Genomic DNA, 12504 nt, shown 5'->3' with positions numbered 1-12504 from the left:
TCTCGCCACTGGTGGGCGTCATCAATCAACAGCGCGCTGCCGGCTGGCGGCGCGATCCATGTCAGAACTGGTAGATCACACGCGCGCCATACGCCGGCTGCGCACTTCCAAATCCATCCGGGCGATGGATCGCCCAGCCTGCAAACGCATCGATGCTGGCACCGAACCAACCGCCGCGCAGACCCACCGCGCCGCCCACCAGACTGCGGCCGCGCAGGCCGCTGGCACTGGTGCCATCGATGCGACCCGCATCCAGGCCCAGGTACGGTGTCAGCCCGATCTGCTGGATCGGAAAACTCAAGGTGTTGCGCCAGTACGCGCCTTTTTCCGCGCCCAAGGTCGCTTCGCCATCGAAGCCGCGCACGCTGTAGCGACCCCCGATGGTGACGAACTCCGAGCCAAGCAACAGCTCGCCTGCGGTTTGCGCACGCAGGCTGCTTTCCCACGCCATCGGCAACGGTCCCAGCTTGAACGGCATGGCGGTGCTCACGTCCAGCGTGGTCACGCCATAACGGAATGTCGGGAACCCGATCTGCGGGTCGTAACCGGTCCACTGGCTGTTGAACCACGGCGTGCCACGCCGATGCGCGATACGCACGTCCAACTGCATCGTCCCCAGATAACGGCGATGGGTGAAGTAGAACTCCGCGCTGCTGGTATCGCGACGCTGGATGCCGATCTCCACGCCATCCAGATAGCTGCGCGCACGCCGCCGGCCAACCGTGACACCGGCAGAGGTCTTGCTGGTGCCGTTGCGATGCAATACGCGCTGGATATCCAGCTGCGCGTTGCTGGATTCGCCGCTGGACTGGAAGGTCTGCAAAAATCCGTCCACGCGCTGGTGATAGCGGTATGACGAGGCCGACAACGCAAACGTCCACCAGCCCCACGGCAGGTTGTAACTGAGACTGTTGCCGCGCGTGCCGCGCTCTTCGTCGCGCGTGGCCAGGTCATGGCTGTAGCCGACACTGAGCAGATCGTTGAGGCCCAGCAGGTTGTCCAGCGAAAAATCCAGCCCGCTCTGCACGCGCCCGGTGGCTTCCACGCCAGAGTCGTCGGCATTGGCCACGCCGCGCCAGCGCCGACCATGCTGCAAGGTGATGACCAGATCCGATTCGCCCGGTGCCTCGCCCGGCGCGATATCGATCTTGGCGTCCTGCGAAGGCAGTCGCTTGAACTGCTCCACCGCCTGCTCGATCGCACGCAGGTCCAGCAGGTCGCCGTGCCGTAGCGGCAGCGCGCTCTTCCAATGTTCGCCGCCGGTGTCGGAAACCACGCGCACCGCACGCAAGCGGCCGGGCATCAGTTCGAAACGCAGTTCGCCGCGCGAAAGATCCTGTTCGGGCACGCCGATGCGGGTGGTGACCAGGCCGCGCGCGACCAGCTGGTCCAGGGCGCGACGGCGGATGATGTCGATACCCGCGCGACCGATGCAGCGGCCCTCATAACGACGCAGCGACTTCCACAACCACGCAAGGCGTGCACCGTCGTTCCCTGCACCGGACAGGCGCACGCGGGCGATCGGGAAACACAGTTCCTCCTTGGGCAGCACGGTGCTGCGCGCATCCACGCGCTCGGCATCCTCGCGCGGGCCAGCGAAGGGTGCTTGTCGCTCCTGTTCCTGACGCCGCTGAATCTCCTCGGCCTGGCGCAATTGCTCCTGCCGATCCAGCGTCGTCGGTGCCGTTTGTTGTGCAGCCGCCAGCCCGGCGACAGCCCATAGGCAAGCCGCCAGCGCCATTGGCGCCGAACGCATCCACATCTGTCCTGCCCCCTGTGCGGCGGGCCGCGCCTTGGCGCGCCGTCGCTCACACCGCTATGCCTGGCCACCAAGACGGCGACGCAACCCTTCAACACAACGAGTGCGGCGCAACTGTGATGGAACGTTAAGAACTGGTCAACGCGCTATGTAGGGGCCACCCTGTAAGAAAAACCCGACCCTTTCACTTTTGTGACGTAAATCACTTAAAAAGCGGGCGAAAATATCTCGGCTCACGCGCTCACTACCGAATTCCGTTGCTCCCGAACCAGAAACATCCGGCAACGTGCCGCTAACGTAGACAACAGAATAATTACCTTTAATGCATATCTAACTGCGACCAGCGTGGCAAATCAGCGGCGTAGTTGAGTGATGCCGGTCTGGTCAATCTTCAGGTCTCCGTGGCGCCGCTGAAGGCAATTAATTAGGGCAGGAAGATTGCCTCAAGGCATTTTTCGTGACCCAAGTCACATTTAAAGCGGACTGATCAGATGAAGATCGCGTTAAATTCGTGATGACGTAGGCTTTACGTGGGCATACGCAGTATCGCCAGTCGTCATACGCCTGGACCGCTAATGCACTGCCTTTTCCCCCAGCTTTTGCAACCACGTGCGTCGCGGTTGTCCTGACCGTACGGGCGCACTCACTCCTCTGCTCAGCCTCGCTTTGATTGCCGCATGTGTGCCCCAGGCGCACGGTGGTGAAGTGCGGCCGAACGGGGTGACTGACGCCTCCACCGCCCTCACTCCCATGCAGCAGGCTGAGCAATTGCGCGGCCAGCAGCGCCATGCGGATGCCTTGGCCATCTACGAGCGCGTACTGCGTGCGAATCCGCGGGACCGTGGCGCCTACACCATGCGTGCGATCACGCTAAGCGACCTCGGCAGCGCACAGCTCGCGGCAGAGGCCGTGTGGCGGCATCCGGACTGGTTTTCGCAGCAGGAGCGCGAGCGCATCGAAAACGATCGCGTCGCCCGCATGATCGGCTGGGCCAGCGCCGAGCCCATCGATGCGGCGCACCGCTATGCCGAGACCGATCAGGCCCTGGTCAATGTCGCCCGCATCGAACGCGAATCACCGCCGACGCTGACGTGGGAAGCCACGCGGCTGCGCGTCGACAGCGTGGTCGCGCTCAACCAGCGGCAGCGCCATCGCGACGTCGTGGCCAACTACCAGGCGTTGAAGGCAGAAGGTATCGAGGTTCCCGCCTATGTGCTACCGACGGTCGGCGATTCGCTGATGGGCCTGCGTCGCCCGGCCGAGGCCGAAGCCGTGCTCCGGCAGGCCCTGCAGCACAATCCCGACGACTTCAATACGCAGCTGCTGCTGGGCTATGCCTTGCTCGAGCAGGAACGCTTCGACCTGGCGATGCCGCTGTTTGAAACACTCGCGGCCACGCAGGCGCCGTGGCCGCGCCGCAACGGTGCCAGCAGCGGTTACGAAAACTGGGATCGCTTCAGCGCAGACATCGCCCTGGCCACCGCACGCTCGGCGGCCAACCACAATCGCGACGCAGACGCCCTGCTGCGCGAACGTGTGGCCATCGGCCCCGACAATGCAGAGCTGCAGGCGGCACTGGCCTCGATCGAATTCCGTCGCGGGCACCCGAGCGCCGCGCTGCAACGCAACGCGATGGCATTGACGCTGGATCCGCACCAGAAACAGGCGCGCAGTGGCGTGGTCGAAGCGCAGCGCGATCTGGATCGCCTGGATCTGGCCGCAGCGACTTTTGCGCCGCTGCGCAAGGAATATCCGGATGACGCCGGCCTGCAGCGGCTTGGCGCCTCGCTGGAACGCCAACGCGGCTGGCAGGTACATCTCAGCCATGCGCGCGGCCGCAGCGACAACGACACCCTGACCAACAGCACCTCGCCGCTCGGCAACGACTTCGGGAGCACGCTGCTGGAAGCCGAATCGCCACTGCTCGGCGAGCGCTGGCGCGTGGGATTGCGTGCACGCGACGATTGGGCCGATTTCCAGGACACGCGCGTGCGTTACCGCAGCTTCTGGCTGGGCACGCACTACCGCTACGACCGCCTGGATGTCAGCGCCTACGGCGGACGCGCGCTCGACGAATTCGATCGCGATGGCACCGCCTGGGCGCTGGATGCCGGGTGGCGGTTTTCCGATGCCTGGTACGGCAGCCTGTCTTGGCGCACACGCGATCCGGACGCCTCATTGCAGGCACGCCGTTTCGGCATCACTGGCGACAGCATCGGCGCCGCCCTGCGCTGGACACCCAACGACGAAAGCCGTTGGGAACTGCAGGCACGCCAGCTGCGCTACAGCGACGGCAATCGGCGCGATCAGCTGGATCTGTCCGGCAGCCAGCGCCTGTGGGCCAGCCCGCACGTGCTGCTCGATGGCCTGTTCGCCGCCTCGGCCGGACGCGCCGAAGACGATCGCGCCGTCAATTACTTCAATCCGCGCCGCAACTCTGCGGTGGCCGCCGGCGTGCGCATCGATCAGATCGGCTGGCGTCGCTACGACTACGCCTTCCGGCAGCGGCTGGAGGTCACGGTCGGGCCGACCTATCAGTCCGGCTTCGGCAGCCAGTGGGTGCCCAGCGCGGCGTATCGGCACCTGTGGTCGCTGGGCGACGGCAGTGCGCTGAGCTACGGCGTGAGCTGGTCGCGCCCGGTCTACGACGGCCAGCGCGAACAACAACTTGGATTCGACCTGGATTTCCGATGGGGAGGTACGCCTTGATCCGCCTGCCGCTGTTGCTGGTCGCCTTGCTGCTGATGACGTTCGCGTCGTCGGCGCAGGCGGGCCTGCTGGTGCTCAGCTACCACGATATTCGCGACGACGTCGCCGCCAAGGGCGATCCCGATCGTTATGCGGTGTCCACCAGCAACTTCGCCGCGCACCTGGACTGGCTGCGCTCGCATGCCTACCACCCGGTGAGCGTGCAGCAGGTCCTGGACGCACGTGCCGGCAGGCACGCCCTGCCCTCCAGGCCGGTGTTACTGACCTTCGACGACGGCTTGCGCAGCGTCTACACGCGCGTTTTTCCGTTATTGCAGGCCTATGGTTATCCCGCACTGGTCGCCCCCGTCACCAGCTGGGTCGAATTGCCGGCCGACCAGGTAGTGCCCTACGGCCATCGCGATTTCACCCACGATGATTTCGTCACCTGGGCACAACTGCGCGAAATGCAGGACAGCGGCCTGATCGAAATCGGCTCGCACAGCGATGATCTACACAAAGGTATCCCCGGCAATCCATTCGGCAATCAGACCCCGGCCGCGGTCACCCGTCGTTGGGATGCGGGCAAGGGCTATGAGAGCGAAGCGGATTATCGCCAGCGCATCCAGACCGATCTGCGCCATAGCCGCGACGTCATCGTGGCGCATCTGGGCAAACCGCCGCGCGCCATGGTGTGGCCGTATGCCGCCTACAACCGCGCCAGCAATGCCATTGCCGCGCAACTGGGCATGACGCTCAGCTTCGACCTGGAAGGCCGTTCGCACGAAGCCGATATCGGCCAGCAGGGCCGCGACCGCGTGGACGGGCAATCGCTGGCCAGCCTCGGCCGCCTGTTGCTGTTCAACAACCCCGATGTGCGCGACCTGGCCGGCGAACTGCGACGCGACCTGTCGCGCGACGGCCTGCGTGCAATCCAGATCGATCTGGATTACGTCTACGACCCGGACCCGGCGCAGCTGGCACGCAACCTCGACATCCTGGTCCAGCGCGTCAAGGACATCGGCCCCAGCCATGTGTTCCTGCAGGCCTTCGCCGACCCGGATGGCGATGGCGCAGCCGATGCGCTGTACTTCCCTAACCGGCATCTGCCGATGCGTGCGGATCTGTTCGGGCGTGTGGCCTGGCAGCTGCGCACCCGTGCTGGCGTGCGCGTGTTCGCCTGGTTGCCGGTGCTGGGCTTTCATCTGCCCGATGCACAGCAGCAGGCGGCGCTGCAGATTCGCGGCAAGGACCCGAAGGATGTGCCACGCCTGGACCCGGGCAATCCGCGCACGCATCAGCTGGTCGCCGACATCTACGAAGACCTGGCCGCCAACACCTACTTCGAAGGCCTGTTGTTCCACGACGATGCCTATCTGCGCGACGACGAAGTGCCTGCCTACGGCAATGGCGATCCTGCCACGCGCACGCAGCAGCTGATCGGCTTCACCCAGGAGCTGAAAGCAGCCGCCGAACGCTGGCGCCCCAAGCTGGTGACCGTGCGCAACCTGTTCGCGCAGCCAGTGCTGGAGCCGCATAGCGAAGCCTGGTTCGCGCAGCGCCTTGACGCGTTTGCTTCGGCCTACGACTACACCGCGCTGATGGCGATGCCGTACATGGAGCAAGCCAACGACCCGCAGCAGTGGCTGCAGCAGCTGGCGCAGCGTGTCGGCCAGCAGCCGCATGGTTTCGAGAACACCATTTTTGAACTGCAGACCGTGGATTGGCGCACCGGCAAGCCCTTGCCGGAAGGCGTGCTGCTCGAACACAGCAAGTTGCTTCTGGCTGCGGGCGTGCGCCACCTGGCGTACTACCCCGACGATTTCATCGGCGGCCACCCGTCTGTTCCCGAAGCGCGCGAGGCCATGTCGGCTCGGCAATTCCCATATATCGAGCGGTAGCCGATGACGACCAGCCTCCTGTTGGGCGCCCTGTTCAACTTCGCGTTTTTCTATCCCATCATCATGGCGTTCTTCTGGATGATCGGAGGCACGTACTACTACCTGCGACGCGAACGCGGCACGCCAGGTCCCTCCTCGCCGCCACCGTTGGCCAGCGAGCCGTTCGTGTCGTTGCTGGTGCCCTGCTACAACGAGGCCAAGCATGTCGGCGAAACCATCGCCGCGATGAGTGCGCAGAACTACCCGGACTTCGAGATCATCGCCATCAACGATGGCAGCAGCGACGACACCGCCCAAGCGCTCGACGACCTCACCCACCAGCATCCGCGCCTGCGCGTGGTGCACCTGGAGCAGAATCACGGCAAGGCCAACGCGCTGCGTGTCGGCACGCTGGCGTCGCGCTCGGACTATCTGGTGTGCGTGGATGCCGACGCCATCCTGGACCCGAACGCCACCCGCTGGATGGTCGGCCACCTGATCTCCGGCCCGCGCGTCGGCGGTGTCACCGGCAACCCCCGGGTGCGTAACCGCACCACGCTGATGGGCCGCATGCAGGTGGGCGAATTCTCCGCCATCGTCGGTTTGATCAAGCGTGCGCAGCGTGTCTACGGGCGGCTGTTCACCGTGTCGGGCGTGATCTGCGCGTTCCGGCGGTCGGCGCTGCATCACGTCGGCTTCTGGTCCGACAACATGGTCACCGAAGACATCGACATTTCCTGGCGCCTGCAGCTCGACGACTGGGATATCCGCTACGAACCCAACGCGCTGTGCTGGATCCTGATGCCGGAGACCTTCCGCGGCCTGTGGATGCAGCGCCTGCGCTGGGCGCGCGGCGGTGTGGAAGTGTTGCTGAGCCATGGCCGCCGCGTGCTGTCCTGGCGCAGCCGACGCATGTGGGGCGTGCTGCTGGAATACGCGCTCAGCCTGGCCTGGGCCTACACGATGCTCTTCATCATCGTGCTGTGGCTGCTCGGCAAGGTCATCACGCTGCCGCCTGCGCTGTACGTCGACACCATCCTGCCGCGCTGGCATGGCCTGGTGCTGGCGGTGGTATGCCTGATGCAGTTCGCCACCAGCCTGGTGATCGAACGCCGCTACGAAAAAGGCCTGGCGCGCCAGTTCTTCTGGGTGATCTGGTATCCGGTCGCCTTCTGGATGATCGGCATGCTCACTGCCGTCATCGCCTTCCCCCGTGCCCTGCTCGCGCGCCGCAGCAAACGCGCCCGCTGGAAAAGCCCCGACCGAGGAATCCAATGACACCGCCCATCATCAACCTGCCGCAACGCCTCGGCCGCTCGCGCCGACTCGCCTACGGCGCCGCCACCGCTGGCGCCTGGATGGTCTACTTCTATCTGTGGGCACCACTGGCAACGCTGATCGCCTGGTTCTTCGGCCTGCGCAGCGCCTATATAGAGCTGTACCTCAAGCACAACGCGCTGGATCCGTTCGCACTTGGCGCCCTGCCGGTGATCGCGCTGATGAGCGCCATCACCACCGTCGGCTGGGCCGAGTACAACCGCATCCGCTTCGCCAAGGCCGACCAGCGCAAACGCCGCCGCACCGTACTCGAACCGGAAGTCGATCAACGTCTGGGCGTCCCCGAACAGCTCGGCAGCCTGCTGCGCCATAGCCGCATCTGCTCGGTGGCGATGGACAAGTTTGCAAGGCCGGTGGGGGTGCGAGTTGTGCGGCATGGGTGAGTGGTTCTTGCAGCTCATGCAACATACCGGCATCAACATATTTCGCCCCAAGCTCGGCTCTTATATAAATTTCAGCAACCTATATTTAAATATTAAATATTTAAAGTAAATTCTCCGAAGCAAGAAAAGGCCCGGTTCTACCGGGCCTTTTCTTTTTGCAATTATAAAATTACTTAGTAAGACGAAAAATCCCACTTCTGATTAACATCACCAGTGCAGTCCCAAATATAGGTACGGGCACCATCGGCAGCTCCTCGACCCGGATCCGCCAGGCAACGATTGCTACCTACGTTACGGATTTCGCCTAGGAAATGCCACGCCTGATGGGCGCCACCATTACAATCCCATATGCGGACAACATTACCATCCTGAGCGCTACCATTTGCAGATTCCAGGCACTTACCAGCGTAGCGCAAGCTTCCGTGCTCGCCAACTTCCCAACGCTGCTGTGGCGCACCGCTGCAGTCCCAAAGTTGAACTAAAGTTCCGTTCGCGTTTGATGCACCTTCGACATCCAGACACTTGCCGCCGATACCGGTGATCCGCCCGGAGATCGGATCGTAGTTCCAAGTCTGACCAGCATTAGAGAGAGAAGAGAATATCTGCAGCTTTGTTCCGTTATTACTGGATTGATTTACTGCGTCCAGAACCTTCCCACCAATGCCTACGATAGCGGCGTTAGTGAACCACCACTGCTGGTTAGCAGCACCGAGACCATTCCACAGCTGAAGTGTGGTGCCACTGGCGGTTCCAAGATCCTTGACATCTAGCACGAGCCCACTGGGCACGCCACGAATGTAGCCAGAACCGGACACCATACTCCACATCTGCTGCACGTTCTCGTTGCAGGAGTACTGCTGAATCTCGGTCCCGTTGACCGAACCGCCGCCGACTGCATCAAGACATTTGTTTCCCATGCCCTTGATGAGACCAAAGGCCGGAAGTGTTTTCAACGTGATTGGTGCAGACGAAGATGCCTTTGAAAAATTGGAGTCCCCAGTGAAAGAGGCAGTGATAACTACATTACTGTATTGAATTGGAAGCGTATAACGGACAGACAAATTTGCTTCACGCGCATAGAAAAAATAATATGTGCAGCGAGCAGGATCCCCTGTGACAGCATAACAAGACTCATCCAAATCACGAACCTGGCCTACAACTGGGGTGTTTGCACCACCAATTCGCACCTGCCCGATGGAAACTCCATTTGCGAAAAAGTTGATTCGCCCGCCGATGTCCTCGCCAGCTGCGGGATTTCCGACCCTCACACCTAGTGCTGGGGCGGAAACCTTGGCAGTAATAGTTACCGTCTCGCCGCCAGCCGGAAATGGATTCGAGGACGTAACTGTCGTCGTAGTGTTGTAATTGGTGTATCGCGAACCAATTGCCGAAGCCTGGAAAGATGTCGCGACAAGCACTGCGAATGTAATACCAACTATCCCTTTCATTGTTGCTCCACTAAGTTGATTAAGCCTGACTACTGACGTGACCGGTCTATGCAAAAGCACACCACGCACAAGAATACCTTGCGTGCGCGACAGAGATTTGATAAAGGATGCAAGACCCTTCCCCCAAAACCGGCCTAGCAATAGTGACATGCTTCGCATGACAAGCAAAAGCGAAATTCATCCGTGACGGATGTGTCTTACCTCTTCCAGCGTCTTTTACCAACCGATGTCAACGTCGCACATCGCAGCCCTAGCAGCCGGGCTTGTCCATGAGATGAATCATCAGCCTTTTACTGGCGCGACAACGCCTGGCTGGCGCAGCTCCACGGTCCGTAGCTCCCCAACCTCATCATCTTCGACTCGCGTGGTCTCGCCTGCGCGACCGCTACGCCTGACAAAGTAAGTGCAAGATATGTGCCTTCGTTCTCTTCTCTGCCATCCGCAAAGAGCGCGAACGCGTCGATTTAGCCACGCACTCAAAGCTTTTGCTACCAAAGGCGGCACGACTGACAAGTTGGTGGCCACCTCCGTGCGGAAGTTGCTGTTGCGGCGAGAGCTCAATGATCCGCACTTATCAAATAACCACAAGACCCGGTCGATCAGCATAATTTTCTTCGGGGCTCGTCCCGGACAGGTCATCAAGCTAAAGCCACACCATTTATCGCGCAATAGAAACCCACAAAGAATCGAGGCCCAGCAACCATATCAGGCAACCTTTCGATGGCACGGAGAGAAATTTTAATAATTAAAATTAAACCACCCATATCACCTCACGCACTTTCAATTCCCTGACGGATTGAAATTATCTATCAAAGCATCAGTCAGCATCGCCCCAAGCTCACCGCATAGCATGTGAAAAAATTAGCTACAGCTTTGATGAGCCAAACAAGCCTCTACTATCTACCCGATCTATTCGAACCACCTGTCCGGATATAGATCCAGAGCAACACCACATCAAAATCCCGCAGAATTTAATATTACCAAGCAACCACTTAATGATCACATTAAATTTTTGAATTAATACCAGGCAAGACCAGTATGATTAAATATACTGTCAAATCACCTAGATATTTGTCACTGCTCAGCACCACCGGTGTTCATGGTAGCGGTAGCAGCTGTGGCATTCGCCTGCACAGCATGCGCAGATATGTGCCGGCGGACCAGCGAAAGCGCTAAGTGATTGATTCCTGGTGACCCCGGCCCGATTCGAACGGGCGACCTTCCCCTTAGGAGGGGGACGCTCTATCCAGCTGAGCTACGGGGCCAAGGTGGGCATTGTCGCACGATCGTTGCGATTGCCAAGCCGGCGGGTGGTCGGCGGAGCCTGCTAAAATCGGCGGCTACCCGTGTCGCGGGAGGCCCTGGCCGCCGCGCGACCGTCCCGACCTTTGGAGATCCCATGTCCGCTGACCTGCTCAAGGCGCTCGACCTCGCCGCGTCCAATTCCGGTACCTATCTTGGCGAGGCGACCTGGTCGCAGGCCACCGGCGCCGGGGTGCTGCAGCCGCTCAATCCGACCACCAACGCGGTGATCGCCGAGGTGCAGGCCACCACGCCGGAAGACTACGAGCTGATCGTCCAGCGTGCGCAGGCTGCCTTCAAGGTGTGGCGGACCACGCCTGCGCCGCGCCGTGGCGAAGCCGTTCGCCTGTGTGGCGAGGCGCTGCGTGCGCACAAGGATGCGCTGGGCTCGCTGGTGGCGCTGGAAATGGGCAAGAGCAAGCCCGAGGGCGATGGCGAAGTACAGGAGATGATCGACATCGCCGACTTCGCGGTCGGCCAGAGCCGCATGCTCTATGGCTACACCATGCACTCGGAGCGGCCGGGCCACCGCATGTACGAGCAGTACCAGCCGCTGGGCCTGGTCGGCATCATCAGTGCGTTCAACTTCCCGGTGGCGGTGTGGGCGTGGAATGCGTTCCTGGCGGCCATCTGCGGCGATATCTGCATCTGGAAGCCGTCCAACAAGACCCCGCTGACCGCGATCGCGACGATGAAGATCTGCAATGCGGCGTTGAAGGACGCCGGTTTCCCGGACATCTTCTTCCTGATCAACGATGCCGGCACGGCGCTGTCGCAGAAGTTGGTGGAAGACACCCGCATCCCGCTGATCAGCTTCACCGGTTCGACCCAGATCGGCCGCGTGGTTGCGGAAAAGGTCGCGCACCGCCTGGGCCGTTGCCTGCTGGAGCTGGGCGGCAACAACGCCATCATCCTGGACGAGACCGCCGACCTGAAGCTGGCCATCCCGGGCATCGTGTTCGGCGCGGTGGGCACCGCCGGGCAGCGCTGCACCACCACGCGCCGCCTGATCGTGCACGCATCCATCTACGACAACGTGCTGGCCACGCTGGTCAAGGCGTACAAGCAGCTCGACAGCAAGATCGGCGACCCGACCGACCCGGCAAACCTGATGGGCCCGCTCAACAGCCAGGGCGCGGTGGAACAGTTCCTGGCATCGATCGCCAAGGCCAAGGCCGCTGGCGGCACGGTCGAAGTGGGCGGCACCGCGATCGACCGCCCGGGCAACTTCGTGCTGCCGGCCATCGTCACCGGGCTGCAGAACAGCGACGCGGTGGTGCAGCACGAGACCTTCGCGCCGATCCTGTACGTGATGAAGTACAGCACGCTGGACGAGGCGATCGAGCTGCAGAACGGCGTGCCGCAGGGCCTGTCGTCGTCGATCTTCACCCAGAACCTGAAGGCGGCCGAGAAGTTCCTGTCGGCGGCCGGCAGCGACTGCGGCATCGCCAACGTCAACATCGGTACCTCGGGTGCGGAGATCGGCGGCGCGTTCGGTGGCGAAAAGGAGACCGGCGGTGGCCGCGAATCCGGCTCGGATGCGTGGAAGGTCTATATGCGTCGCCAGACCAATACGATCAACTACTCTGACTCGCTGCCACTGGCGCAGGGCATCAAGTTCGATCTTTGATCGATGTGCAGGCGCGCCGGGCATTGAGCCGGCGCGCTGTCGCAAGCGTACCGGAGCATGGCCGCCACGTTGCGCC

General features: G+C 62.0%; 7 protein-coding genes and 1 tRNA gene. 5 read left to right on the top strand and 3 right to left on the bottom strand.

Annotated features, from left to right (window positions below; translation table 11 throughout):
• Window positions 1-61: 61 nt before the first annotated feature.
• Window positions 62-1762 (bottom strand): ShlB/FhaC/HecB family hemolysin secretion/activation protein, encoded by a 1701-nt coding sequence (locus ABQY64_RS09295; RefSeq protein WP_349780678.1) that lies wholly within the window; start codon window positions 1760-1762, stop codon window positions 62-64.
• A gap of 747 nt (window positions 1763-2509) precedes the next feature.
• On the opposite strand from ABQY64_RS09295, the gene ABQY64_RS09290 reads away from it, so the two are divergent.
• Genes ABQY64_RS09290 through pgaD form a run of 4 tightly spaced genes read left to right on the top strand, consistent with a single transcriptional unit; the run spans window position 2510 to window position 8048 of the window.
• The gene (locus tag ABQY64_RS09290; protein ID WP_349780686.1) at window positions 2510-4468 is read left to right on the top strand and encodes a tetratricopeptide repeat protein; all 1959 of its coding nucleotides are present in this window, start codon (window positions 2510-2512) and stop codon (window positions 4466-4468) included.
• Window positions 4450-6348 (top strand): poly-beta-1,6-N-acetyl-D-glucosamine N-deacetylase PgaB, encoded by a 1899-nt coding sequence (gene pgaB, locus ABQY64_RS09285; RefSeq protein ID WP_349780679.1) that lies wholly within the window; start codon window positions 4450-4452, stop codon window positions 6346-6348. Before ABQY64_RS09290 ends, pgaB begins: the two co-directional genes overlap by 19 nt.
• 3 nt (window positions 6349-6351) lie before the next feature.
• Complete coding sequence (gene pgaC, locus ABQY64_RS09280; RefSeq protein WP_016904643.1) at window positions 6352-7605, top strand: poly-beta-1,6-N-acetyl-D-glucosamine synthase; 1254 nt, start codon at window positions 6352-6354, stop codon at window positions 7603-7605.
• On the top strand, window positions 7602-8048 hold the full coding sequence (gene pgaD / locus ABQY64_RS09275; RefSeq protein ID WP_349780680.1) for a poly-beta-1,6-N-acetyl-D-glucosamine biosynthesis protein PgaD: 447 nt from the start codon (window positions 7602-7604) through the stop codon (window positions 8046-8048). The genes pgaC and pgaD overlap by 4 nt, the downstream gene beginning before the upstream one ends.
• A 173-nt stretch (window positions 8049-8221) precedes the next feature.
• Here pgaD and ABQY64_RS09270 read toward each other — a convergent pair whose 3' ends face one another.
• Window positions 8222-9496: an RICIN domain-containing protein gene (locus ABQY64_RS09270; protein ID WP_181141788.1), complete on the bottom strand. Its 1275-nt coding sequence runs from the start codon at window positions 9494-9496 to the stop codon at window positions 8222-8224.
• Window positions 9497-10684: 1188 nt separating this feature from the next.
• Window positions 10685-10761 (bottom strand) — tRNA-Arg (locus ABQY64_RS09265).
• Window positions 10762-10895: 134 nt separating this feature from the next.
• Here ABQY64_RS09265 and ABQY64_RS09260 point away from each other — a divergent pair.
• A complete protein-coding gene (locus tag ABQY64_RS09260; protein WP_102252462.1) occupies window positions 10896-12428 on the top strand; it encodes an aldehyde dehydrogenase family protein in 1533 nt (510 codons plus the stop codon).
• The last annotated feature ends 76 nt before the right edge of the window (window positions 12429-12504 follow it).

This window comes from Xanthomonas sp. WHRI 7065, from assembly GCF_040203115.2.
GTDB classification, from domain to species: Bacteria; Pseudomonadota; Gammaproteobacteria; order Xanthomonadales; family Xanthomonadaceae; genus Xanthomonas; species Xanthomonas arboricola.
Note: the sequence above shows the minus strand (reverse complement) of the source record. Positions and strands in the feature narration are given on the sequence as shown.

Excerpts from the sequence above, each read along its gene's own strand:
- ABQY64_RS09295 (WP_349780678.1), bottom strand. The coding sequence starts at position 1,762 with ATGTGGATGCGTTCGGCGCCAATGGCGCTGGCGGCTTGCCTATGGGCT.
- ABQY64_RS09290 (WP_349780686.1), top strand. The coding sequence starts at position 2,510 with ATGCAGCAGGCTGAGCAATTGCGCGGCCAGCAGCGCCATGCGGATGCC.
- pgaB (WP_349780679.1), top strand. The coding sequence starts at position 4,450 with ATGGGGAGGTACGCCTTGATCCGCCTGCCGCTGTTGCTGGTCGCCTTG.
- pgaC (WP_016904643.1), top strand. The coding sequence starts at position 6,352 with ATGACGACCAGCCTCCTGTTGGGCGCCCTGTTCAACTTCGCGTTTTTC.
- pgaD (WP_349780680.1), top strand. The coding sequence starts at position 7,602 with ATGACACCGCCCATCATCAACCTGCCGCAACGCCTCGGCCGCTCGCGC.
- ABQY64_RS09270 (WP_181141788.1), bottom strand. The coding sequence starts at position 9,496 with ATGAAAGGGATAGTTGGTATTACATTCGCAGTGCTTGTCGCGACATCT.
- ABQY64_RS09260 (WP_102252462.1), top strand. The coding sequence starts at position 10,896 with ATGTCCGCTGACCTGCTCAAGGCGCTCGACCTCGCCGCGTCCAATTCC.